Genomic DNA, 24,667 nt, shown 5'->3' with positions numbered 1-24,667 from the left:
GCTCCCCCGAACCGGCACCGGTCTGGGGGAACTACGCCTTGTCGAGGCGGTAGCGCAGCGACGCCAGCTCGGCGCGCAGCGCTGCGGGGACCTTGTCGCCGAAGGTGTCGTAGAACTCCTCGGTCAGGTCGGCCTCGGTCTTCCATGCCTCGGCATCGACCGAGAACAGCTCGTCGAGGTCGGCGGCGGGCATGTCGAGCCCGTCGAGGTTCAGGTCCTCCACGCGCGGCAGGCGACCGATCGGGCTGTCGACCGCAGGAACGTCACCCGCGATGCGGCGGATGATCCAGTCGACCACACGCGAGTTGTCGCCGAAGCCCGGCCACAGGAACCGGCCGTCGTCGCCACGTCGGAACCAGTTCACCTGGAAGATGCGCGGCGCCCGGTCGAAGCGCAGACCGCGCCCGACCTTGAGCCAGTGCCCGAAGTAGTCGGCCATGTTGTAGCCGCAGAACGGCAGCATCGCGAACGGGTCGCGGCGCAACTCCCCGACCGTGCCCTCGGCGGCAGCCGTGCGCTCTGACGAGATGTTCGAGCCCAGGAAGACGCCGTGCGTCCAGTCGGTGGCCTCGACCACGAGCGGGACATTGCTGGCGCGGCGTCCACCGAACAGGATGACGTCGAGCGGAACGGCCTCTTCCCAGTCCTCGGAGATCTGCGGGCACTGCGCCGCCGACACCGTGAAGCGGGAGTTGGGGTGCGCTGCCGGCCGTCCCGACTCGGGAGTCCAGTCGTTGCCCTCCCAGTCGATCAGGTTCGCGGGCGCCTCATCGGTCAGACCCTCCCACCACACGTCGCCGTCCGGACGGAGAGCGACGTTCGTGAAGATGGTGTTGCCCCACAGCGTCTCGACCGCCGTGACGTTGGTCGATTCGCCGGTTCCGGGTGCGACGCCGAAGAAGCCCGCCTCCGGGTTGATCGCCCACATGCGGCCGTCTTCGCCGGGACGGATCCAGGCGATGTCGTCGCCGAGGGTCTCCACCCGCCATCCGGGGATGGTCGGACGCAGCATCGCGAGGTTCGTCTTGCCGCAGGCAGAGGGGAACGCCGCGGCCACGTGGTACGCCTTGCCCTGCGGGTCGATCACGCGGATGAGCAGCATGTGCTCGGCGAGCCACCCCTCATCGCGGGCGATCACCGAGGCGATGCGCAGAGCGAAGCACTTCTTGGCGAGGATCGCGTTGCCGCCGTAGCCCGAACCGTACGAGTAGACCTCGAGCGTCTCGGGGAAGTGCACGATGTACTTGTCGTCGTTGCAGGGCCACTCGACGTCCTGCTCCCCCGGGGCGAGCGGGGCGCCGACCGTGTGCACGGTCTTGACCCACGGCGCACCCTCGGCGATCTGCCGCGTGACGGCATCGCCGACACGGGTCATGATGCCGATCGAAGCGACCGCGTAGGCGCTGTCGGTGATCTGCACGCCGATGTGCGAGAGCGGGCCGCCGACGCGGCCCATCGAGAACGGCACGACGTACATCGTGCGGCCGCGCATCGAGCCCTCGAAGATCTCGTCCATCTTGGCGTGCATGTCGGCAGGTGCCGCCCAGTTGTTCGTGGGGCCGGCGTCCTCCTCGCGCTCGGAGGCGATGAACGTGCGCCCCTCGGTGCGGGCGACGTCGCTGGGGTGCGAGCGTGCGAGGTACGAACCGGGACGCCATTCGGGGTTGAGCTTGATGAGCTTGCCCTCATCGACGAGCCCGCGCAGCAGCCAGTCGTTCTCGGCGCGCGAGCCGTCGACCCAGTGCACGGCGTCGGGCTGGGTGAGAGCGCGGATCTCCTCGACCCACGCGGCCAGCTCCGCCATGGCGGGGGTGTCATACGTCGGAGCCGCGCCGAACGTACGCGTCGGTGCGACGGGAGACGTGCGGGGGGTGAAGACTTCGGCGATAGCCATGACGTGTGCTCCTTTGAAGTGTGGGGCGTTGCACCTATCTTCTTCCGGTTTGAGCGCGACTTTCGGACAATTCGAGCGATAAGAACTTCAATTCTTTCGCTAGACTCAAGGAATGGCGTCCTCCGGCATCCACCTCACGACTCTCGGCCACCGCATCCGTCACCACCGATTGGAGAACGGGTTCACGCTCGACGAGCTCGGTGCTCTGGTGGGCGTCGCCGGCTCTCAACTGAGCCTGATCGAGAACGGCAAGCGCGAGCCCAAGCTCTCGCTGCTGCAGGCGATCGCACAGGCGACCAAGACCGAGGTGACCGACCTGATCTCCGGTGAACCGCCGAACCGTCGGGCCGCCCTCGAGATCGCCCTGGAGCGCGCGCAGGAGAGCCCGGCCTTCCGGCAGCTCGGCGTCGCGCCCGTGCGCGTGACCAAGGGCATGAGCGACGAGACGATCGAATCGGTCCTGGGGCTGCACCGCGAGCTCGAGCGTCGTGAACGCGAGGCCATCGCGACGCCGGAGGAGGCGCGGCGCGCGAACACCGAGCTGCGGCTGCGGATGCGCGCGCAGAACAACTACCTCCCCGAGATCGAGAAGCTCGCCGAGAAGCACCTCAAGGCCGCGGGGCACGTACAGGGGGCGCTCACCCACCGCACGGTGAGCATCATGGCGGAGAAGCTCGGCTTCGAGCTGATCTACGTCAACGACCTTCCCCACTCGACCCGCTCGGTCACCGACCTCGAGAACGGACGCATCTACCTGCCGCCGGCGTCGATCCCGGGTGGCCACGGTCTGCGCTCGATGGCGCTGCAGGCGATGGCGCACCGACTGCTCGGGCACACACCGCCGACCGATTACGCCGACTTCCTGCAGCAGCGCCTGGAGATCAACTACTTCGCCGCGTGCTGCCTGATGCCGGAGACCGCATCGGTCGCGTTCCTGCAGCAGGCGAAGAAGGACCGCAACCTCGCGGTCGAGGACTTCCGCGACGGCTTCGGCGTGACGCACGAAGCCGCCGGCATGCGCATGACGAACCTGTTGACGCAGCACCTCGGCATGGCGCTGCACTTCCTGCGCGTGGATTCCACCGGCGCGATCACCCGCGTGTACGAGAACGACGACCTCCCGCTGCCGATGGACGTGACCGGCGCGGTCGAGGGACAGCGGGTGTGCCGCAAGTTCCAGGCACGCGCGGCGTTCACGCAGCAGAACCGCACGGTGGAGCACCACCAGTACACCGACACCCCCTCTGGCACGTTCTGGTGCTCGACCCAGACCGGATCGTCGAGCGACGGCGAGTTCTCGGTGACGGTCGGCGTGCCGTTCGACGACGCCCGCTGGTGGCGCGGACGCGAGACCAACGACAGAGCGGTGTCGACCTGCCCCGACGAGTCGTGCTGCCGTCGCCCCTCCGCCGAGCTGAGCGATCGCTGGAGCGGACGGGCGTGGCCGAGCGCGCGGGTGCACACGCACATGTTCTCGCCGCTCCCCCGCGGCGCGTTCCCCGGGGTAGACGACAACGAGGTCTACAACTTCCTCGCGCGTCACGCGAGCGAGTAGTCGCGGCGGGGTCGGTGATCCCTGCGGCTCAGTCGTCGGCGAACCGGGCGAACCGGGCGAGGGCCGCAGCCACGGCGGCGGGATCCTCCGGCTCCTCGAACAGCTCAGGCGGCGTACCCCTGGTCGCGGTCGCGTGGGACCAGGTCCCGATCACGCGCCCCTGCTCGACGAGGGTCGGACGCACCATGCCGTTCTTTCCGGGGCCGACGGCCGCGAGATGCTCCGGGGCGCAGACGGTCGTGCGATCGGCGTAGGAGATGTAGTACTCGTCGAACGCGCCGAGGGCGTGGACGGAGGCCGCACCCGATGCTCTTCGCGGACGTCGGCGCGCGGCGAAGAGACCCTCGTCGATCTCGTCGAGCCTGCCACCGTCCGTTCCCGCTCCCGCCCGCTCGGCCGCCTCGCGCGCCTGACCGAGGGTGAGGCCCGCCCACCAGGCGAAATCGGCGATACCGGCGGGGCCGTGTCCGTCGATGTAGCGGACGAACAGCTCGGCGAGCGGGTCATCGGGCGTGACGTGCTCGCGGATGTGATCTTGCACGAGCACGAAGCGCTGCTCGCGGGCGAAGCCGGCCCTGGCGACGACCGGCCCCTGGCAGATCAGACCGTCGATCGTGAGGGTGAACAGCAGATGGATGCCGCGCTGGCCCGAGGGGTCGATGTCGATGCCCTGGAGGATGTCGAACACCTCGGCGCGGGTGCACCCTCCGTCGCGGAGCGCCGGCGTCAGCGCCCGGACGCTCGCGGCGACCATGTCGTCATCGATGCCGAGATCGCGGTGGCGCGAGGCCGCCTGCTGTCGCTGCCGCCCCGCGGTGACCTGCAGAATCCAGCCGAGGTCGCGCGCCGGGACGGTGTGCAGGGTGCCGCGCATGGTCCACCCGCGCACGATGTCGCCGCGGTCGAAGGCGCGGTCGACGTCGCGCACCGTGGTCTCTCCTCGGGTGCGGACGGCCAGAGCCCAGCGACCCGCGGTGAAGTCCTGGCTCTGCACCGCGAGCATGTGGCGCGCCGCATCCGTCACCGTGGGTGCCGGCGAGATGAGGCGGTGCGATTGGAGGCGGTGCGATCGGAAGCGGTGCGATCGGAGGCGCTCGGCACGCAGGGTCGCGGTCTTCATGACCTCATCATGCCGGGTGCCGCCGACGCGGCGCACGAGGAACCTCAGCTCTGCAGCGTCACCTCTCGGCGCTCGGGGAGCACGATCGGGTGCGAGCCCGCCATGACCTCGAGCACGCGGATCACCTGGCACGAGTAGCCGAACTCGTTGTCGTACCAGACGTACAGGATGAGGGTGTCCTCATCGGCGATCGTGGCGAGACCGTCGACGATGCCGGCACGGTGCGACCCGACGAAGTCGGTGGAGACGACGTCCGGGCTCTCCACGTAGTCGATCTGCTGGCGCAGCTTCGAGTGCAGCGAGACCCGGCGCAGGTAGTCGTTGACCTGATCCTTCGTCGCGGGCCGCTCGATCGTCAGGTGCAGCACCGCGAGCGAGACGTCGGGGGTGGGCACACGGATCGAGCTGCCCGTGAGCTTGCCCTCCAACTGCGGCAGCGCCTTGGCGACGGCCTTGGCGGCACCGGTCTCGGTGATGACCATGTTGAGCACCGCCGAGCGTCCGCGTCGATCGCCCTTGTGGAAGTTGTCGATCAGGTTCTGGTCGTTCGTGAACGAGTGCACGGTCTCGACGTGTCCCTTGACGACGCCGTAGGCCTCGTCGATCGCCGCGAGCACCGGCGTGATGGCATTGGTCGTGCAGGAGGCGGCCGAGAGGATGCGGTCGGTCTCGACGATCGTGTCGTCGTTGATGCCGTGGACGATGTTCTTGAGCGGACTCTTCCCCGGCGCGGTCAGCAGCACCCGGGCGACGCCGGTCGAGCGCAGGTGCTGCGACAGACCGGCCTCGTCGCGCCAGCGCCCGGTGTTGTCGACGACGATCGCGTCGTGGATGCCGTAGGCGGTGTAGTCGATGGTCGCCGGGTCGTCGGAGTAGATCACCTGGATGCGGGTGCCGTTGGCGATGATCTGCTCGGCGTCTTCGTCGACGGTGACCGAGCCGGCGAAGCGGCCGTGCACGGAGTCGCGCAGGAGCAGGGATGCGCGCTTGACGAGGTCGTTCTCGGCGCCGCGGCGGACGACGATGGCGCGCAGGCGCAGTCCGCTTCCTCCCCCGGTGTGGGCGATGAGGATGCGGGCGAGCAGGCGGCCGATGCGCCCGAAGCCGTAGAGCACGACGTCGGTGGGTTCGGCGGCGACGGCTCCCATCGCAGGGGCGAGCACGTCTGCGAGGTACGTCTCCAGCGGCTGACCGCTCTCGGCATGGCCGGCGACGAGGCGGGCGACATCGAGGGAGGATGCACCGGGGGCGAGCGCATGGATCGCCTCCAGCACGGCCAGGCTGTCCTCGATGGGGAGCCTCTCGTGCCCGAGCTGCGCGACGCGCTCGTGCACCTCGACGAGGCCGGTCGCCGACAGACCGAGCAGGCGGTGCCCGTGGAGCGAGGTGACGACGTCGTGTTCGCGTCGGAGCGCCCCGATGAGCGGGATCATCCGCTCCGCCAGCTCTTCGCTCTCAGTCCAGTCGTCGCGGTGTGCCGCGGAATCGTTCATCTGCGTCCTTGCATGTGTGAGCGCGCGCCGAGGTCGCCGGCGCGCGAGTTGCCGGGTGAATCGGGGGGATGTCTCCAGCGTACAAGCCGCAGAACCGCGCGCCGAATCGGTGCGTCCCCGCCCCGCATTCGGCCGGGTTTTACGTCTACACTGGTGGAATAATGAGCCAGACATTTCCCGGCGACGACGCCGACCTGATCATCCGCGGCGGCCGCATCCACACCTTCGACGGGACGGGCGATATCGCTCACGCCCTCGCCGTTCGCGACGGCGTTATCGTCGCCACCGATGCCGCCGCCACCCGACTCCACGCACGGAACGTCCTCGAACTCGACGGACGCACCGCGGTCCCCGGCATCAACGATGCACACCTGCATGCCGCATGGCTCGGTGCGCGCTGGCCGCACCTGTTCTTCTCGGACACTCCCCCGGAGGAGCAGCCGCCCGGAAGACTCGTGTCGACCGCGAGCGAGCGGCGATCCGCCCTGCGCCGCGCGTGGCGCCTCCTCGCCGAACACGGCATCACGAGCTACACCGAACCGGGCATCGGTCCGGGAGAGGACGCCGGGGAGACCGGATGCTTCGGCGCCGACATGCTCGACACCTACGGCGAACTGCACCGCGAAGGCGCCCAGACATCGCGGGTGACTCTGCTGCGGCTCTTCGGCACGATCGACGGCGAGAGCACGCTCGAGGACTTCGCGCACGGCATCCGCACCCCGCCACCCACCCACGACCCGCGATGGCTTGCGATCCCCGGAGTGAAGATCTTCGCCGACGGCATCCCCCCGATGGCGACCGCCTGGGTCGAGGAGCCGTATGCGGACGGCACCACCGGAGCACTGCTCACCCGAGGAGGGAGCGACCCGCTCTCCGCATTCCAGCAGATGGTCGAGCTGGCCGCATCCCGCGGGATGCAGATCGCCGTGCATGCGACCGGCGACCGGTCGATCGCCGAGTTCCTCGCGGTCCTGGAGCGCCTCTCCGATGCGCCCGCACCGGCCGCTCCGCACTACGTCGTCCACGGAGACCTGGCCACGCCCGAGCAGATCGCGCGCATGCGACGGGTCGATGCCGGATTCGCCGTGCAGCCCCTGATCGCTGCGCACACCCATTCCTGGGCGGCGGCGCAGCTCGGCGAGGCGCGCATCGCCACGGCCTGGCCGCTGGCCGCGATGCTCGCCTCCGGCGCCCTCACGACCGTGACCAGCGACGCGCCGATCGCGAGTCCGGATTGGCGGCTCGGGCTCGACGCCGCGCTCGCCCTGCTCACCGACGCGGGCTTCATCGACGACGCAGCGACCCGCCACCTGCTCCTGCGATCGATGACCGTGGATGCCGCGCGACAGGACGGCGCATCGGACTGGAAGGGGTCGCTCGAGGTCGGGCACGTCGCCGACCTGACGATCCTCGACGAGGACCCGCTGACGCCCATCCGCCCGTTCTCCTCGCTCGAGGTGGTGCGCACGATCGTCGACGGCCGTACGGTCTTCTCCCGCGACTGAGCCCGCCCGCGCACGAAAACGGCGGGCGGCATGTTCACGCATGCCGCCCGCCTCTGATCCCCCTCGGACCAGTCCGCGCCCCCGGCGTCGGGCACCCGACGCCGGGGAAGTCTCACACCGCCGTCGCGACCAGCACCCGCGGGCTTCCGGGCAGGGCGACCTTATCCCGCACCTCCCAGCCCGCATCGTTCAGCCAGCCGCGCACCTGAGATTCCGGATACACGACGGTCCCGTCGATGACGAGGTACTCCCCGGCGTGCCGGGCGTCGATCCCGCGCTGCTCCGCGTCGTCGTCGAGGAAGAAGTCGAGCACGGTCAGGGTCGCTCCCGGAGTCGCTGCCGCCCGCAGGTTTCGGAAGATCCGGGCGTTCTCCTCGGCGGTGAAGCGATGGATGACGTGATTGGCGAAGACGGCGTCGTATGCCCCCTCGGGTGCGGCAGTCGCGGTGTCGGCGATCTCGACGACGACACGGTCGGCGACGCCCGCCGCCGCCACGGCTTCGGCGATGCCGTCCTCGAAGCCGGGAGCGTATACGAACGTGGTGTGCAACGCCGGGTTCTGCGCCATGACCGACAGCGCGAAATCCGCCGAGAGCCCGCCGAAATCGAGGGCTTTCGTGGCACCGGCGAGGTCGATGTGTCGGCCGAACTCCTGGGCGTGCAGGCGGTTGTACGTCATGACGCCGGCCATGAAGGTCGCCCAGCGGGCGTCGTCCATCTGCAGGTCACCCGGTTCGGTGGTGTCGACCGTATGGGCGAACTGCAGCCAGTGCGGGTAGCTGATCTCGTCGAGGAACGTGAGGAACGGGCCGAGGTCGATCGCCGCATCGGCACCGGTGAGGTAGGCGGCCGCATCCGGGGCCACGACGTAGTTGCCGTCCGTGCGGACCAGCAGCCCCTGGGCCGCCATCGCGTCGGCGAGCAGGTGCGCGATGCGCTCACTCACCCCGCATCTCTCGGCGATCGCCGACACCGTGTCGGCTCCGCCGTCGACGGCAGCGAAGAGGCCGATGCGACGGGCGTGGAAGAGCTGCTTCGATGCCATGTATCCGGTGGCGATGTCGAGGATCCGGGCCGCGTCCGCGGTGGGAGTGTCGGTCATGAGTGGCCTTTCGATGTTTATCTACGAATGTTGGAATTAAAGGGCATGAGGAGACCGATGGACGGCCAACCGGGTCAGTCCGCCAGGAAGTCCTGCACAGCGGTGCGGAACTCCGCCGTGTGCAGCGCGGAGAGGTGATCACCGGGGACGCGGTGGGCGCGCGCCGCCGGGAGCAGCTGTGCGAGCTCGTCGATCCCGGCAGCCATCGCATCGTCCGTGCCGCCGATCAGCAGTACGGGCAGCGTGAGCCCATCGGGCCGCGGGGCGAACGGCTCCGCGGCCAGGCCCTCGATGAGGTCGATCACGTCGCCCGGTCTGTTGCCGGGCAGTGAGGCCATGTGCACGATCATTCCCGTGAGTGGATCCGCCGGGGCGGCGCCGCCGGAGACGGCCGCGCGCGCGGCCGGGAGGTCGACCAGGGTGAAGGGCTCCCCCGCGCTGAGTCCGCCGAGCACTGCCCGGCGCACCGCGACCGCGGGATGCCGCACCAGGTCCCAGGCGAGCCGGGCCCCCAGCGAGTACCCCACCAGGTCGATCTCATCCGCACCGACGGCGACCGCGAGCGCGTCGAGCACCGCCGAGGTCGGGGCCGTGCCGAACGTCGGGCTCGCACCGTGTGCCGGGAGATCGACCACGACGCGGGGACGGTCGCCGAAGGATCCGCCCCACTCGGCTTCCGGCCAGTCCTGCGCGCCGTGCGAGGCGAGGCCGTGCAGGAACACCACCGGACGCCCGGCACCCGGGTGCCGCTCGACGAAAAGAGGTGAGGTCATGACGCGCCGTCCTCTCGGATCAGGCGCGTCGCGGTCAGCGGAGCCGCGCCAGGAACTGGTCGATATAGGTCTCGTAGTCGGCGATCCGCTCGCCATCGGGATACATGAGGTTGATCACCGTCGCGCCGACCGCCGCCGAGATGTACTCGTTCGCGAGGGGCCCGTAGTCCTGGTCGCGGATCGACCCCTCGTCGCGCGCCGCCTCCATCCGCTCGATGAGCGAGGTGCGCCAGGACGCCAGGTGCCCGCGATACAGCTCGGCGAGGGCCTCGTTGGCCATCGCGTACTCCCACAGCGCGAGCAGCACCCGCCCCGCCGCGATCTGCTCCTGGTCGCGAGGAATCGTCGCCCGCAGGAACCCCCGCAACGCGGCGTCCGCCGACGCCGGCTCCTCGCCCGCTGCCTGCACCCCTTCGGACATCTGCTGCAGGATCGTCTCGAACGTCGCCGCGACGATGCTCTCCTTGCCGGGGAAGTAGTGCTTCAGTGCGCCGTTCGCGAAGCCGGCCTCCGCCGCGATGCTGCGCATCGTCGCCGCCTCGAAGCCCCCCTTCAGGATGATGCTCTTGGCCACCTCGACGATGTCCCGTCGACGCTGGTCGTGATCGATGATCTTCGGCATGAGGTCCTTCCGGCCGATTCCGGTGCGTGGAGTGATCGGGCCTGGAGCTACCGTACCGCCGCATCGCGCACCTCCCGCAGAGCGAGCCACTGTGCACGCCGCTCCCGCTGCGCGACGGGGTCGGCGACGGGCGAGGCCAGGCGCAGCCGCTCGGAGTACGGATGCTCCGGGGCTCGGGTGACCTGCTCACCCTCGCCGACCTCGACGAGTTCGCCGCGGTACATGACGGCGACGCGGTGGCAGACGCGGCGGACGACGCCCAGGTCGTGCGAGACGAAGAGGTACGCCACCCCGGTGTCTCGCTGCAGCTCGATGAACAGATCGAGGATCGTCGCCTGCGTGGTCAGGTCGAGGGCGCTGACGGGCTCATCGCACACGATGAGCCGCGGTCCGCGCACGAGGGCACGGGCGATCGCGATGCGCTGACGCTGCCCTCCGGAGAACTCGCTCGGGTAGCGGTCCATGGCCGATTCGGGCAGACGGACGCGGTCGAGCATCTCGCGCACCTTCGTCTCGGCAGACCTCGTCCCGATGCCGCTGGTGAGCAGCGGTTCGGCGAGGATGTCGCCGATCGTCATGGCCGGGTTCAGCGAGCCGTACGGGTCCTGGAAGACGACCTGGACATCATCCGCGAGAGAGCGTCGGGCACGGCCGCCGAGTCTGCTGATCTCCTTCCCGTCGAAGCGGATGCTCCCGTCGGTCACGGGCGCGAGGCCGAGGATCGCCTTGCCGAGCGTCGACTTGCCCGAGCCGGATTCGCCGACCAGGCCGAGACATTCGCCCGGCGCGATGTCGAGGGAGACACCGCGCAGGGCACGGAAGGCGGTCCGCCCTCGGCCGTATTCCACGACCAGATCGTTCACTTCGAGCAGCGCACTCATGCGTTCGCCTCGATCCTGGTGCGGTCGAGCGCGGCGCGACCTTCGGCGTCGTCGAGCGAGGCGGCGATCAGTTGGCGCGTGTACTCCTCGGTCGGCGCGGCGAACAGCGAATCGACCGGTCCCGATTCCACGATGTCGCCGCCGCGCATCACGATCACGCGGTCGCAGATGTCGGCGACGACGCCGAAGTTGTGGGTGACGATGAGCAGCGCCATGCCGTACTCGGCCTGGAGTTCGCGCAGGAGCTCGAGCACCTCGGCCTGCACGGTCACGTCGAGCGCCGTGGTGGGCTCGTCGGCCACGAGCAGCGACGGCTTGCCCGCGATCGCGCCGGCGATGAGCACCCGCTGCGCCATGCCGCCGGACACCTGGTGCGGGTAGCTGCGCATCACCCGATCGGGGTCGGTGAGGCCGACACGCACGAGCATCGCCCGTGCCTGCGCCTCGGCCTCCGACCTGCGGAGACCGTGGGTGCGCCGCAGCGGCTCGACGAGCTGGCTGCCGATCGTGTACGAGGGGTCGAGATTGCTCATCGGCTCCTGCGGCACGTAGCCGATCTCGCGGCCGAGCAGCGCCTGTCGCTGCTTCGGCGTCGCCTTCGTCACGTCGGTTCCGCGCACCCAGATGGCATCGGCGACCGCCCGCCCGGTGGCGGGCAGCAGGTCGAGCACCGAGAACACGGTCTGCGATTTGCCGGAGCCCGACTCTCCCACGATGCCGACGACCTCGCCGGGGGCCACGTCGAGGGTGACGCCGTGCACGACCTCGGTCTCACCGGTCGGCGTGGCGTGCACGACCCGGAGGTTCTCGACCCGCAGCGCCGAATCCTCTGGCGCGTGCTGTGCGTGACCGGTGGCGGCGTGCCGCGGTGCCGTCGGGGTGGCCTCGGCGTCGGCACGCCGTCGGGAGACCCGCGGCGTGCGCACCTGCACGAGTTCGGCGAGCGTGGATCCCATGATCGCGAGCACCGCGATCGTGAGCCCGAGGGCCGCCGAAGGCCACAGCAGCATAAGCGGATAGGTGAGCATGAGACGGAAGCCCTCGAGCATCATCGCCCCCCAGCTGGGAACGTTGGAGTCGCCGATGCCGAGGAACTGGAGTCCGGCCTGCATGCCCATCGCGATGCCCGCAGTGAGCGCCGTCTGGATGATGACCGGCGGGTAGACGGCCCTGATGACGTGCCGGAAGATGATGCGCCCGTCCGACAGCCCGGAGACACGGGCCGCGTCGATGTAGGGCTCGTTGCGGACGGCGAGCGTCTGCGACCGCGCGATGCGGAAGTAGCCGGGCACCATGAACACGCCGACCGTCGCCATCAGCAGCTCGAAGTTGTTGCGGCTGCCCGCGGCCACCACGAGCAGGATGATCATGCCGGGGATCGACTGGAGTGCGTCGCTGATCCAGGTGGCGACCCGGTCGAACGTGCCCCCGAAGTAGCCGGCCGCGACGCCGGACGGCACGCCGATCACGAGCGCGGTGACGATCGTGATGAGCGCGCCCCACAGGGTCGTGCGGGTGCCGTAGATGAGACGACTCAGGATGTCACGGCCGGTCGAGTCGCCGCCGAGGAGGTGTTCGGGCCCGGGAGGCGCCTTGGCTGCGGCGAGGTCGACGAAGTTGGGGTCCATCGGCGCGAGCAGCGGCGCGAAAACCCCCACGAGCACGATGAGGACGAAGATCGCCAGCGGGATGTACCCGCCGGGGTGCCGGAGGAAGCGACGGAACAGGCTCGACCGTCGCTTCTGCGCCGCCCGGTCGAAGGCGACCCGGATGTCTGTGGTGGTCATGCGACGCGCACCTTCGGGTTGATCCAGCCGAGCACGAGGTCGAGCAGGAGGTTGATGAGGACGACGAAGACGATGGAGACGACCGTGATGCCGAGGAGCATCGGGATGTCGCCGTTCTGCGAGGACTGGTTGGTGAGCTGTCCGAGGCCGGGGAGGCTGAAGATCTGCTCGACCACGATGGCTCCGGAGAGCAACCCCACGAACATCAGGGCGATGACGGTGAGGGCGGCCGGTGAGGCGTTGCGGAGGATGTGCAGGTTGACCCTGGTCGCCGAGAGACCGCGGCTGCGGAGAGTGCGCACCCAGTCCTGGCGGCTCTGGGTGATCACGGCATTGCGCAACTGCTCGGAGACGGCGACGATGCCGCCGAGGGCGAGCGAGATCGCCGGGAGGGTGATGGAACGCAGCCATCCGTCCACCGACTGCGTGGGCGGCACGTAGCCGACGGCGGGGAACCACTTCAGCTGCACCGCGAGCCACATGACGAGCACGAGGCTCACCCAGAAGCCGGGGAGCGCGAACAGGACGACGGAGATGCCCTTGATGATCCTGTCGAACCAGGTTCCCGGCCGCAACCCCGTGATCATCCCGAAGGCGATGCCGATGACAGCGGTGATCAGCGTCGCGAACGTCACGACCGACAGCGTCACGGGCACCTTGATCGCGAGCTGTGCGCTGACAGGCTGGAAGTTGCGCCAGGAGACGCCGAAGTCGAGCAGCGCGGCATGCGAGAGCCAGTCCCAGAACTGCACCAGGAGCGGACGGTCCAGACCGATCTTCTCGGCGAGGGCCGCTTGCTGGGCGGGGCTCGCCGTGGTCCCCAGGAGCGAAGCGGTCGGGTCGCTGATGGCGAGATGCGCCAGGAAGAAGGTGCCGATCGAGACCGCGACGAGCAGAAGGATGCCGGACAGCAACCGCTTCGCCGTGAACAGGAGCATGGGGACCTCTCGGAAGGTGGGGGTCGGAGGGGGAAGGGTGTCGGGGCGGCCGGCGTCGCGGCCGCCCCGACGGGCGTCAGCCCTGAGTGATGTAGCGCAGCGTCGGGAACATCATCCCCACCACCGGCTGCAGCTGGATGCCGGGCGCCGTGTAGTAGATGTTGTTCGCCTGGTACCAGACCGACCACCACGCCTGGTCGACGAGGGCCTTGTTGAGCTCCTTGACGGCGTCGGTCTGCGCGTCGCCGCGCTCGGTCTGCACCTTCTCGACGAGCGGAGCGATGACCTCGTTCTGCGCGTAGTCGGGCTCGGGGTTGAACCACTGCACGCTGGTCACCTGACGGGAGACGGTGGCGACGTCGTTGCCGTCCATCGCGAGGAACGAGATGAACATCGGGTAGTTCGGCGCGTTCAACTGGTAGTCCGGCATCTGCATGTTGTCCCACGTGACCTTCACGCCGAGCTCGTTGAGCGCCTGCTCGGCCGAGGGCTTCCACATCTCGAAGATGGGCGACATCGGCATCGAGATCGCGAACCCGTCCGGGTAGCCGGCGTCGGCCAGCAGCTCCTTGGCCTTGGTCATGCTGTAGGCGTACGTCTCGTTCAGCGACGGGTCGTTGATCGGCCCGCCGTCGGGGAACACCTGGTTCGTGGCGACCCCGGCTCCGCTGCCGACGGCAGCGAGGACGGCGGCTCCGTCGAAGGCGTAGTTGAGCGCCTGCCGCACCTCGAGCTTGCCGAGAGGCTCGCTCTTGGCGCCGGTGTGGTCGGTGATCACGAGCCCTGCCCAGCCGGAGACGCGCTCGGCAGTGTTCCAGCCCTGCTGCTTCGCCTGCTCGAGGTTGGCGACGTCGCCGTACTGCACGTTGATCTGACCGCTGAGCATGGCGTTGTGGCGTGCGGTGGCGTCGGTGATCGGGAAGATCGCCAGCTCGGAGAACGGATAGGTCTCGGCATCCCAATGATCGGCGGCCTTGGTGAAGTGATACTCGGCGCCGGCCACGCTCGTCGCGCTGTCGAGGACGTAGGGCCCGGAGCCGATCGGCTCACTGCCGAGCGTGCCCGCTTCGATCGACGCCGGGGAGGCGATGTAGCTGCGGCCGAGTCCCATGAGGTACAGGATCGTGTCGTCGCGCTGGGTGAGGGCGATACGGACGGTGTCGTCGTCGACCTTCTCGAAGGAGGCGGCATTGACGTAGGCCTCCCCCGAACGAGCACCGGCCTTGAGGTATTCGAGGCTCGTGATCACGGCGTCGGCATCGACCGGGGTGCCGTCGCTGAACACGGCGTCGGTGCGGATGTCGAGGTCGATGCTGAGGTCGTCGTCGGCGACCTTCCACTCGGTGGCGAGCGACGGGATCGGGTTGCCGTCGGCGTCGAGGGCGATCAGGGCGTCGTAGACCGCGGAGAGGTACGGGCCGTCGAAGCCGATGTCGGCGAGCGAGGGATCCCAGGACGTGATGTCGAGGAAGTTCCCGATGTTGAGAGCATCGGGACTCTCGACATCGCTGCCGCCGGACGGCGAGGGTGTCGAGCCGCTGCAGCTGGTGAGCGCGAGGGTCGCGGCGACGGCCGCGACGAGCGCGAGGGGCATTCGTTTCATGGTTCCTTCTCTCGGGTGCAGGGGTGGTGAAGAAGGGGTGAGGTGCCGCTGACCGGAGGCCGGATCCGACGTCACTTCGATGTGTCGTGCTGTTTAGTCTACATGCGTGGAAAAAGAGCGCAAGAGCGTTTCCTCCGCGGAGAGCGCCGACTCATGCCTCGGGGCGCACCGGCCTTGTCCGTGCGCGCAGGCATGGCCGGGCGTGGCGCATCCTGCCCTCGGATCGCAGCGCTCAGGCGGCGATGTCGAAGCGCGCTCTGCCACCCGGACGAGGTGTGCGGGCGGGGTCGACCGAGGCCGGCGGGAGGAACCACACCCTCGCGCACCCGCCGCCACCGTCGATGCGGACATCCCATCCGTTGTCATGGATGCGGTGGTGACAGGTCTCGCACAGCAGCACGCCGTTCGAGAGATCCGTCGGTCCGTGGTCGCGTCTCCACCACCGGATGTGATGCGCCTTCGTCATCTCGGGCGGCAGCCCGCACATGGCGCAGCCGCCATCCCGTTCCGCCAACGCCAACCGCTGCGCCCGTGTGAACAGGCGCTTCTCGCGCCCCCAGTCGAGCACTTCACTCGCGGCTCCGAGCACGCACGGGATCACTCCCCCGCCGGCGGCCATGCGCCTCGCAGCTCCGATGCTCACCGGCTGCTCGATCCCGTCGATCTCGGCGGAGCCGGTGCCGGCCTCGAGGTCGTCGAGGCCCACCCTCACGACGATCGTGGCACCCGCCAGCGGCACCCTGGTCGCACAACCGAGCACGTGCGCGGCGAACACGGCGAGCGCATCAGCCTGAATCATCGGCACCGTGCGGCGGTCGGCGTCCGGCGCATCGGCGTCCGTCGCATCCTTCCGAGCGGCGAATGCGGCGGTCACGTACCCGCGGATCGCCGTGACGACGGGGGCTGCGGTCTCGGCGTCGAGGATCGCGTTCAGATGCAGCATCCCGTTGCGCTCATGAATGGTGAGCGATCGGCGGGAACGCTGCTCCTCGAGCCGCGGCTCCACGCCATCCGGATCGAGCCACGCTTCTGCGCGAACCACCAGCTTGCGCACGTCGTCGAGAGCGAGCCCCGCCGCCTTCTCCACGAGCACCCGCTCCGCCTCGGCGACACGCACCGCCCCCGCCGGCAGTCGGCACCGATCCAACAGCGCGATGATCACCGCCGCCGCCTGGGCACTCAACACCCCCGCACCGAGCGCCTCGCGCACCACCGGATGTTTCGCCGGCAGGGGCGCGCCCAAGAGGTCTTCGCGGGGCACCACGGCTTCCCCGACCCTCACGAGCCGCGTCGCGTCACCCCGCGACACACCCACCGTCGCCGCGATCAACGTCGCCGGGTTCCGGAAGCCCTGCTGCTTCGCGAGGCTCTCCGCGCCCAACTCCGGACGGGACTCGCGGGAGATGCACGCGGCCACCTCGACGTGCACCGCATCCAACCGTCTCTGCAGCTCCCCGAGGGATGCACTCACCGCGATCAGCTGCTCGCGCGACAACTCGCCCGACTCGTCCGCGCCAGCCCACGCCGCGTCGAGGCGGGACATCGCCTCGTGCAGTACGGCCAACTTCGACATGACTCGATTCTACCGAAGCAGGTCGCGAGTTTCGAACAGATCTTCGAATGGATGCCGGTATTCTGACGGTCGTTCCCGGTCGAGCGCTGCGCGCGAAAACCCCTTCCCTCCCTCGTGCGCTCCACGAAAGGCACGCGATGACAGACCGCCCGCGCCCGTCGGCCTGGCCACCTCTTCTGATCGCGATCGCCCTGGAGGTCAGCGCGACCCGCTCGCCCCGTGCAGCCGAGGGTTTCACGCATCCGCTCTGGCTCATCGTTGTCATGATCGGCCACACCGGCTCACTGCGGCTGCTGTCGGTCGCGCTCGATCGCGGGATGGCGATCGGCGTCGTGCTCATCGCGGCCGGTGCGGCGATGATCGAGTTCGGCGGCGCGCACTGACGCGAGCACGCAGACCGCACCCACTCCGTGGTTCACTGGATCCGATCGCAACGGCCGAGAGGAAGAGGGTGCCGCCGGCCGCGTGGGGGCGACGTTCCCGCCGAGCAGCACGCTCGAAGCCTGGCGGGATCGCTACGTCCGCGTGTGGGACGAGTACATCGATGAGCTCGAACCCGATGAGGACTACCGCGTCGACCGGCGGCAGGTCATCGTCTCGACGTTCGAGCGCGCTCTGACCGTCGCCCGCGAGCGCGAGGCGTAGGCCCCCCTTCACCACGCGCCGTCGGCCCGCACCTCGCGGTCGACCCGGCATCCGGCGAGCGCGGCACGCACCTCGGCTCCGTGATCCCGGGCGAGCGCGAGCGCCGCGTGGTTCTCCTCCAGCTGCGCGAGGCGAGAGGCACCGAACAGCACATTCGCGGTGGCGGGGTTCGACAGGCAGAAGGCGATGCCGAGTGCGGCCGGTGTGACCCCGAACCCGGCGGCGACGCGAGCGACCTCGGGATACACGGCGACGATCTGCTCACGGACGCCTCCGACGTCGGCGCCGATCTTCCGCTCGGGCACACGCCCCGTGGCCAGGATGCCGCCCTCGAACACATCGGACGCCTGCAGGGCGAGCGTGCCGTCGGCGAACAGCGGGCCGTAGGCATCGCCCTCCGCCATCGCCCTCCGAGCGATGCCGTACTTCAGTTGCGCGAACGCGGGACCTGCCGCGCCCTGTTCCGCGGCCTCGGCGAGCGCCTGGCGCGTGTGCTCGATGCGCCAGTTGTTGATGCCCCAGGAGTCGACGAGCCCTTCGGCGATGAGCTCGTTCACGTCGGCGACGAGGCGCGGGATATCGGGGGCGTCGAGGTAGTCGCCCACCACGAGGGTGTCGAAGCGGTCGAGTCCCGCTCGCTCCAGCGACTCCTCGAGCTGCGCGCGGAATCCCTGGTTCGGCCAGTCCCACAGCCAGAGCTTGCCGCACAGCACGATCTCGGCACGATCGACGCCACTGGCTCGCAGCGCCTGCCCGAACAGGACGTCGGTCTTCGAGTTCTCGGCGTGCGGGCCCATGTTGTAGTACGCGACGTCGAAGAACCCGGCGTCCAGCTCCACCGCCCGGCGGATCAGGGCGACCGCCTCGTCGGGCCCCATCCGGTCCCAGGTGTTCCACGATCCGAGCGCCAGCGGAGGCACGGGCACGCCTGCGGGGGCCAAGCGGTTCCGGGGATATGTCGTTTCGGGCATGGAGGCTCCTTCGCCTTCTCGAGACACGGGGTTGTGTTTTTCTATGTTTGTAGAATATAACGGAGACATCCCGTCAGAACAGCCGTCAGTGAGGACGAACATGACCGCATCTCCCCGCCGGATCCTGGTCACCGGAGGCGCATCCGGGCTCGGCCGCGGCATCGCCGCCGCCTTCCGCGACGCCGGAGACGAGGTCTTCATCGGCGATGTGAACGCGGATGCCGCGGCCGCCGTCGCTGCTGAGATCGGCGCGACGGCCCTCACGCTCGATATCAGCGACGAGACCTCCGTGCGCGCCGCGGCCGAGCGGGTCGTCGCCGACGGCGGCCTCGACGTCCTGGTCAACAACGCGGGCATCGTCGCCGGCGGCGGCACCCTCCAGGAGGTCCCGGTCGACGTCGTCGACGCGGCCCTGCGGGTCAACGTGCGCGGCACCTTCCTCATGCTCCGCGTCTTCGGCGGTCTGCTCGCCGAGGCGGGACGCGGGTCGATCGTCAACATCTCCTCGATCGGCGCCCGACAGCCCACCCCCGGCCTCGGCCACTACGAGGCGACCAAGGCCGCGGTCGACGCCCTCACCCGCACGGCCGCGATCGAGCTCGCCGCGGCGGGCGTGCGCGTGAACGCGGTCGCCCCCGGGCCTGTGCTCACGCCCCTGACCGCCGACTTCGCGTCGAACCCGCAGGCGCGCGCGGCCTGGGAGTCGCGCATCCCCCTCGGCTCGATCGCCGAGGTCTCCCAGATCACGCCGCTCGTGCTGTTCCTCGCGAGCGATGCCGCCAGCCACATCACCGGAGTCTCCGTCGCCGTCGACGGCGGACAGCTCCTGGTCTGACCGACACCGCCGTCTGGAGAACCATGTCCCTCCCCACGCTCGACCTGCCGCCCGCCCCCGGGCTTCCGACTTCGACCCGCGCCGCCGTGCTCACCGCGCACGGCGAACCGCTCACCCTGCAGAACCTTCCCCTCCCCGCCGAGATCGAGCCCGGCGCCGCCCTCGTGCGCATCTCGTGCACCACGCTGTGCGGCACCGACATCGAGATCTGGGAGGGCCGGATGAGCTTCCCCGGCATGCTCCCGATGGTGCTCGGACACGAGATGGTCGGCGAGATCGTCGCTACGGGGCCCGACACGAAGGACGCCCTGGGACGCCCGCTCTCCCCCGGCGACCGCATCGGCTGGTCCGAGTCGACCTGCGGCGAGTGCCACGGATGCGTGGTGCTGCGCGAACCCGTCGCGTGCTCCCGCCGCGGCTACGGGTTCCTGCAGCGGGCCGACGTGCATCCCTTCGCCACCGCTGGACTCTCGGAGTATGCCTACGTGACCCCGGGGGCGGCGAAACTGCTGCTCCCGGCGTCGGTGAAGGACACCTGGGCGTCGATGGCCGGGTGCGCGGCCAAGACCGTGCTGCGGGCCTTCGAACGGGCCGGGCGCATCCGGCCCGGCTCACGCGTGGTCGTGCAGGGCGCCGGCGCGCTCGGCATCTTCGCCACGGCCGTCGCGAAGATCTCGGGAGCCGGCCAGGTCATCACGATCGGCGCCCCCGCGTCGCGCCTGGAACTCGCCGGACGCTTCGGCGCCGACGCGGTCGTCGACTTCCGCGACGGCCCGGTCGTCGAACAGGTCATGGCGCTCACCGGAGGCCGCGGAGCCGACCACGTGTTCGATTTCGCCGGCGCGCCGAGCGTCGGGCCCGACGCGATCGCGATGGCGGCACAGCGCGGCACGGTCGCCATCGTCGGGTCCACCGGTCCCGCAGGCGACGGCTTCCCGCTCAGCACGATCATGGGCAAGGAGCTCACGGTGGTCGGCTCGCTCAACGGCGACATCTCGGACTACTCGCGCGCGATCGACTTCTTCACCGCGTTCGCCGACCGCTTCCCCTGGGACGACCTGTTCAGCGCCCCGGTCGGCCTGGCCGACGCCTCCGCGAAGATCGCCCACATGCACCAGCTCGATGAGGTCAAGGCCGTCATCGACCCGAGACGGTGAGGACCCCGTGACCACTCCCCTCCTGCCCCGCCGCGAGATCGGCCGCAGCGGCATCGACGCCTCGCTGTTCTCCCTCGGCTCCTGGCACACCTACGACCGGATGGACTTCGGCGACGCGGTCACGATGCTCCGGGCGGCCGTCGGCCGCGGCGTGAACCTGTTCGACGTCGGCGTGTACTCCGCACCGGGAGCGCCGCCCGTCTTCACCGACGTGATCTTCTCGGCGATGGTGCGCGCCGCAGGGCTCCGGCGCGACGAGTGGCTGCTCTCGTCGAAGCTGTGGCTCGAGGCGTTCAGCGATGACGGGTTCCGCCCGCAGCTCGAGAACGCGCTGATGCGGGTCGGCGTCGAGCACGCCGACCTGGTGATCCTCGGCGACCTGCGCCGCGACGACCTCGCGCTGCGCGACCTCGTCCTCGACCTCGCCCGCCTCGAGGGGGCCGGACTCATCCGTGCCTGGGGTGTGAACAACTGGTCGGCGTCGAGCATCCAGACCCTGATCGACATCGCCGCCGCGGAGGGCGTCTCCGGGCCGCAGATCGCGCAGCTCAAATACAGCGTCTCCCGGCGCTCGATCCCCGACGGCGCGCCCTTCGCACGCCTGTGGGATCAGGGGCTGACGCTCCAGGCCTCCGACTGCCTGGAGGGCGGTGTGCTCGCAGGCAAGATCAACGGGGACAGGCAGATCGGCCGCGATCCCGGCGATATCCGGGAACGGATCATCGCGGATGTACCCGCCTTCTCCGACCTGGCCTCGTCGCTCGACGTCTCACCCGCGCAGCTCGGGATCGCGTTCACGCTCACCCATCCGGCACTCACGACCACGCTGTTCGGCGCATCGAGCATCGACCAGCTGCGCGCGAATCTCGACGCCGCAGCCCTGGTCGACCGCATCGGCATCGAGGAGCTGCGCCGCCTCGTCGAGCCGTTCTGGGCTGACCGCGGGGTCGTCGACCCCGAAGGCCCCTGACCCGCCGCCCCCATCGCTTCCAGGAGAACCATGACCGCCACCGCCGCCGGACACCCGACCGTCGCCCCCGTGCCCTTCGACCCCGAGGTGCAGGCCGTGCTCGACGAGCTCGCCAAGAATCCGCAGCCGCCCCTCACTCGCGACACCCTTCCGCGCGACGGAGTCGACCGGATGTTCCCGGACAACGACGCGGTCATCGCCGGGCGCGACATCGAGTGGGAGGACCGCGTCATCCCCGGTCCTCCCGGAGCGCCCGAGATCGAGATCACGGTGTTCCGTCCGGCCGACACCCGCGACGAGGTGCTTCCCGCCTTCGTGAACATCCACGGCGGGGGCATGATCGTCGGTCACCGCTCGTGGGAGACGGGGCGCGTGGTCGACATCGTCGACGAACACCGCGTGGTCGCGGTCAACGTCGAGTACCGCCTCGCCCCCGAGAACCCCTACCCCGCCGGAGTCGAGGACTGCTATGCCGCCTTCGTCTGGGTGCACGCGAACGCTGCCGGGCTCGGCGTCGATCCGGAGCGCATCGTCGTCGGCGGCGGCAGCGCGGGCGGAGGTCTCACGGCGGCCGTGGCTCTCCTGGCCCGCGACCGGCAGGGTCCGGTCATGGCCGGACAGCTGCTGCTGTGCCCGATGATCGACAACACCAACACCACGGTCGCCAGTCTTCAGTACGACGGCATCGGAACCTGGCAGCGCGAGATGAATCTGCTCGCGTGGTCGTGCGTGCTGGGCGACGACCTCGCCTTCCATCCGGATGCTCCCGCCTACGCCGCCCCCAGCCGCGCCGCCGATGTGGCGGGACTCCCACCCGCCTTCATCGAGGTCGGCGAGGCCGAGGCGTTCCGCGATGAGGACACCGAGTACGCGCTGCGCATCTGGGCTACCGGCGGGCAGGCCGAGCTGCATGTGTGGGGAGGTGGCGCGCACGGCTTCGACATGTACATGCCCGACGCCGAGATCTCGCGCGCCGCTCTCGCGGCCCGCGCGTCGTGGCTGCGTCGCATCTGGCGGGCCGCGCGATGACCGCGCCGCTGCCTGTCCCCTACGACCCGGAGCTCGTCGCCGGACTCGATGCGTTCGTCGAGATGGTCGAGATCATCCCGCTGCGTGCCGACACGATCCACGCGAACCGCGACCACTTCGCGACGATCATCCCGTCCATGGCCATGCAGTCCGATGGCCGTGCGATCACGTGGGAGGACCGGACCATCCCCGGGCCCATCGGGGCTCCCGCCATCGAGATCACGATTGTACGGCCCGCCCGGCCGGCGCCCGCCCCCGCCCCCGCCGTGCTGTCGATCCACGGTGGTGGCATGGTGCTGGGCACCCGGTTCTTCGGCACGGCGGAGCTCATCGACTTCGCCGAGCGGCACGGTGTCGTCGGGGTGGCCGTCGAGTATCGCCTGGCGCCCGAGCACCCCGGCCCCGCCCAGGCGGAGGACTGCTACGCCGCGCTCGAGTGGATGGCCGCGCACGCCGAGGAACTCGGCATCGACCCCGACCGCATCATCGCCTCGGGGATGTCCGCCGGTGGCGGCCTCTCGGCCGCGGTCGCTCTGATCACTCGGGATCGGGGCGGGCCACGCCTGGCCGGTCAGCTGCTCGGGTGTCCGATGCTCGACGATCGCAACGAGACCGCATCCAGCCGTCAGTACGACGGTTTCGGCGCGTGGGATCGGAACAACAACGACACCGCGTGGGACGCCATCGCCGGAGAGGACCGCTTCACCGACGGCGTCTCGCCGTACACCGCGCCCGCGCGCGCCGCTGACCTCTCAGGACTCGCCCCCGCGTTCATCGAGGTGGGCGCCGCGGAGACGTTCCGCGACGAGGCCGTCGACTACGCTCTCCGCATCTGGGCGACCGGGGGACGAGCCGAACTGCACGTATGGGCCGGCGGATATCACGGGTTCTCCGGGTTCTCCCCCGATGCCGAGGTCTCGAAGGCCGCCGTCGCCGCCCGCGAGAGCTGGCTGCGCCGCATCCTGCGCCTCGGCGGATGAGCCTCTCCGCCCCCGAGGAGCCCGCTCGCCCGCGCATGAGCACCCTGCGGGCGATGCTGGTGCTGGGGATGCTGGAGGCCTTCGGGCCTCTGTCGATGGACCTGTACCTTCCGCAGCTGCCGCAGCTCGCCGCGTCGCTCGGCACGACGGAGGCTCTCGCGCAGGTGACGATGTCGGCGTGCATGATCGGCCTCGGACTCGGCCAGCTCGTGGCAGGGCCGCTGAGCGATCGACTCGGCCGACGACTGCCGTTGATGGTCGGAGTAGCGGCTTTCGCGGTGCTCTCCCTCGTGTGCGCCGTCGCTCCGAACATCGAGCTCCTGCTGATCGCCCGTTTCCTGCAGGGGCTCGCGGGCTCGGCCGGCATCGTGATCTGCCTGGCCATCGCCCGCGACCAGTTCGAGGGTGTCGAGCTGTCGCGGATGCTGTCACTGCTGTTCCTCGTGTCCGGCACGGCGCCGATCATCGCGCCGGTCGTCGGCGGCCAGCTGGCCCTGATCATGGACTGGCGCGGCATCTTCGGCGTGCTCAGCGCGGTCGGGGTCGTCCTGCTCCTCGTCGTGGTGTTCGCCCTGCCCGAGACGCTGCCTCCGTCGAGGCGGCACGGCGCCGGCCCCGTGGCGCTCCGGACGCACGCCGCAGCCGTCGTGCGCGATCGCCTCTTCGTGGCGGTGCTGTGCGCCGCGGCGGGAGGCGGTGTCGCGTTCTTCACCTACCTGTCGATGTCGTCGTTCGTGCTGCAGGATCAGTTCGGCCTCAGCCCGCAGGCCTTCAGCCTCGCGTTCGCGGCGGGGGCGCTGGCCAGCATCGTCGGCAGCCAGACCAGCCGGCTCGTGGTGCGCCGCTGGGGACCCCTCTGCGTGTATCTCGGCGGTATCACGGCGACGCTGCTCGCCACCGTCCTGCTGCTCGTGCTGACCTCGACCGGCACCGGGGTCTCCGGAGTCATCGGGGCGCTCATCGGATTCATGCTGTGCTCCGGGCTGGGTGGCCCCAACGGCCAGACGCTCGCACTCGCCCACCACGGCGCACGCGCCGGCACGGCCTCGGCCCTGCTCGGCATGGCGACGTTCCTGTTCGGTCCGGTGCTCGCGCCCCTCGCCGCGGGCCTCGGCGGCACGAATGCCCTCACCATGGCCGTCACCATGACGATCGCCGCCGCCGTGGCAGCCGTCGCGGCCTGGGTGTTCGTGCGCCCCGCCGCAGAGCCTCGGTAGCAGCCCGTCGGCCACCG

General features: G+C 69.9%; 22 protein-coding genes. 10 read left to right on the top strand and 12 right to left on the bottom strand.

Annotation, left to right across the window (positions count from 1 at the left end):
- Window positions 1-31 precede the first annotated feature (31 nt).
- Complete coding sequence (locus ACLFA2_RS14840; protein WP_167253177.1) at window positions 32-1,894, bottom strand: phosphoenolpyruvate carboxykinase (GTP); 1,863 nt, start codon at window positions 1,892-1,894, stop codon at window positions 32-34.
- 112 nt (window positions 1,895-2,006) lie between these two features.
- Between ACLFA2_RS14840 and ACLFA2_RS14835 the strand changes: the two genes are divergently transcribed.
- Window positions 2,007-3,449, top strand: coding sequence for a helix-turn-helix domain-containing protein (locus ACLFA2_RS14835; protein ID WP_426621562.1), 1,443 nt, complete (start codon window positions 2,007-2,009; stop codon window positions 3,447-3,449).
- 28 nt (window positions 3,450-3,477) lie between these two features.
- On the opposite strand, the gene ACLFA2_RS14830 is transcribed toward ACLFA2_RS14835, so the two are convergent.
- Window positions 3,478-4,569 (bottom strand): winged helix DNA-binding domain-containing protein, encoded by a 1,092-nt coding sequence (locus tag ACLFA2_RS14830; protein ID WP_426621561.1) that lies wholly within the window; start codon window positions 4,567-4,569, stop codon window positions 3,478-3,480.
- Window positions 4,570-4,613: 44 nt separating this feature from the next.
- The gene (locus tag ACLFA2_RS14825; RefSeq protein WP_021201029.1) at window positions 4,614-6,062 is read right to left on the bottom strand and encodes a glyceraldehyde-3-phosphate dehydrogenase; all 1,449 of its coding nucleotides are present in this window, start codon (window positions 6,060-6,062) and stop codon (window positions 4,614-4,616) included.
- A 161-nt stretch (window positions 6,063-6,223) separates the two neighbouring features.
- Between ACLFA2_RS14825 and ACLFA2_RS14820 the strand changes: the two genes are divergently transcribed.
- On the top strand, window positions 6,224-7,567 hold the full coding sequence (locus ACLFA2_RS14820; protein ID WP_167253181.1) for an amidohydrolase: 1,344 nt from the start codon (window positions 6,224-6,226) through the stop codon (window positions 7,565-7,567).
- 112 nt (window positions 7,568-7,679) lie between these two features.
- Here the strand turns inward: ACLFA2_RS14820 and ACLFA2_RS14815 are convergent, their stop codons facing one another.
- The 8 genes from ACLFA2_RS14815 to ACLFA2_RS14780 form a co-directional block, all read right to left on the bottom strand.
- Entirely contained in the window at window positions 7,680-8,669 is a 990-nt protein-coding gene (locus ACLFA2_RS14815; protein ID WP_426621560.1) for a methyltransferase family protein, read from the bottom strand.
- Window positions 8,670-8,743: 74 nt separating this feature from the next.
- Complete coding sequence (locus ACLFA2_RS14810; protein ID WP_426621559.1) at window positions 8,744-9,442, bottom strand: alpha/beta fold hydrolase; 699 nt, start codon at window positions 9,440-9,442, stop codon at window positions 8,744-8,746.
- Between the two features lie 34 nt (window positions 9,443-9,476).
- Window positions 9,477-10,064, bottom strand: coding sequence for a TetR/AcrR family transcriptional regulator (locus tag ACLFA2_RS14805; protein WP_021201017.1), 588 nt, complete (start codon window positions 10,062-10,064; stop codon window positions 9,477-9,479).
- 47 nt (window positions 10,065-10,111) lie between these two features.
- Window positions 10,112-10,945, bottom strand: coding sequence for an ATP-binding cassette domain-containing protein (locus ACLFA2_RS14800; protein ID WP_426621558.1), 834 nt, complete (start codon window positions 10,943-10,945; stop codon window positions 10,112-10,114).
- Window positions 10,942-12,732, bottom strand: coding sequence for a dipeptide/oligopeptide/nickel ABC transporter permease/ATP-binding protein (locus tag ACLFA2_RS14795; RefSeq protein WP_029260439.1), 1,791 nt, complete (start codon window positions 12,730-12,732; stop codon window positions 10,942-10,944). The genes ACLFA2_RS14800 and ACLFA2_RS14795 overlap by 4 nt, the downstream gene beginning before the upstream one ends.
- Window positions 12,729-13,670, bottom strand: a complete 942-nt coding sequence (locus ACLFA2_RS14790) for an ABC transporter permease (RefSeq protein WP_021201014.1) — start codon at window positions 13,668-13,670, stop codon at window positions 12,729-12,731. The genes ACLFA2_RS14795 and ACLFA2_RS14790 overlap by 4 nt, the downstream gene beginning before the upstream one ends.
- Before the next feature lie 76 nt (window positions 13,671-13,746).
- On the bottom strand, window positions 13,747-15,273 hold the full coding sequence (locus ACLFA2_RS14785; protein WP_426621557.1) for an ABC transporter substrate-binding protein: 1,527 nt from the start codon (window positions 15,271-15,273) through the stop codon (window positions 13,747-13,749).
- Between the two features lie 232 nt (window positions 15,274-15,505).
- Window positions 15,506-16,846: a DUF222 domain-containing protein gene (locus ACLFA2_RS14780; protein WP_347123078.1), complete on the bottom strand. Its 1,341-nt coding sequence runs from the start codon at window positions 16,844-16,846 to the stop codon at window positions 15,506-15,508.
- Between the two features lie 137 nt (window positions 16,847-16,983).
- Here ACLFA2_RS14780 and ACLFA2_RS14775 point away from each other — a divergent pair, with 137 nt between their 5' ends.
- Window positions 16,984-17,229 (top strand): SMR family transporter, encoded by a 246-nt coding sequence (locus ACLFA2_RS14775; RefSeq protein WP_347123079.1) that lies wholly within the window; start codon window positions 16,984-16,986, stop codon window positions 17,227-17,229.
- An 82-nt stretch (window positions 17,230-17,311) separates the two neighbouring features.
- Window positions 17,312-17,491: a hypothetical protein gene (locus ACLFA2_RS14770; RefSeq protein ID WP_021201009.1), complete on the top strand. Its 180-nt coding sequence runs from the start codon at window positions 17,312-17,314 to the stop codon at window positions 17,489-17,491.
- A gap of 8 nt (window positions 17,492-17,499) precedes the next feature.
- On the opposite strand, the gene ACLFA2_RS14765 is transcribed toward ACLFA2_RS14770, so the two are convergent.
- Window positions 17,500-18,462, bottom strand: coding sequence for an aldo/keto reductase (locus ACLFA2_RS14765; RefSeq protein WP_426621556.1), 963 nt, complete (start codon window positions 18,460-18,462; stop codon window positions 17,500-17,502).
- Window positions 18,463-18,562: 100 nt separating this feature from the next.
- Here ACLFA2_RS14765 and ACLFA2_RS14760 point away from each other — a divergent pair, with 100 nt between their 5' ends.
- From ACLFA2_RS14760 to ACLFA2_RS14735, 6 genes are read left to right on the top strand one after another with little or no spacing between them, the layout of a single operon-like run.
- Window positions 18,563-19,297: an SDR family NAD(P)-dependent oxidoreductase gene (locus ACLFA2_RS14760; protein ID WP_029260444.1), complete on the top strand. Its 735-nt coding sequence runs from the start codon at window positions 18,563-18,565 to the stop codon at window positions 19,295-19,297.
- 23 nt (window positions 19,298-19,320) lie between these two features.
- Window positions 19,321-20,454, top strand: a complete 1,134-nt coding sequence (locus tag ACLFA2_RS14755) for a zinc-binding dehydrogenase (protein ID WP_136025084.1) — start codon at window positions 19,321-19,323, stop codon at window positions 20,452-20,454.
- Window positions 20,455-20,461: 7 nt separating this feature from the next.
- The gene (locus ACLFA2_RS14750) at window positions 20,462-21,424 is read left to right on the top strand and encodes an aldo/keto reductase (RefSeq protein WP_426621555.1); all 963 of its coding nucleotides are present in this window, start codon (window positions 20,462-20,464) and stop codon (window positions 21,422-21,424) included.
- A gap of 30 nt (window positions 21,425-21,454) precedes the next feature.
- On the top strand, window positions 21,455-22,453 hold the full coding sequence (locus ACLFA2_RS14745) for an alpha/beta hydrolase (protein ID WP_029260447.1): 999 nt from the start codon (window positions 21,455-21,457) through the stop codon (window positions 22,451-22,453).
- Entirely contained in the window at window positions 22,450-23,433 is a 984-nt protein-coding gene (locus tag ACLFA2_RS14740; RefSeq protein ID WP_426621554.1) for an alpha/beta hydrolase, read from the top strand. The genes ACLFA2_RS14745 and ACLFA2_RS14740 overlap by 4 nt, the downstream gene beginning before the upstream one ends.
- Window positions 23,430-24,650 (top strand): multidrug effflux MFS transporter, encoded by a 1,221-nt coding sequence (locus ACLFA2_RS14735; protein WP_426621553.1) that lies wholly within the window; start codon window positions 23,430-23,432, stop codon window positions 24,648-24,650. Before ACLFA2_RS14740 ends, ACLFA2_RS14735 begins: the two co-directional genes overlap by 4 nt.
- Window positions 24,651-24,667 lie beyond the last annotated feature (17 nt).

It is taken from the genome of Microbacterium sp. As-52 (assembly GCF_049949185.1).
GTDB classification, from domain to species: domain Bacteria; phylum Actinomycetota; class Actinomycetes; order Actinomycetales; family Microbacteriaceae; genus Microbacterium; species Microbacterium maritypicum_A.
Note: the sequence above shows the minus strand (reverse complement) of the source record. Positions and strands in the feature narration are given on the sequence as shown.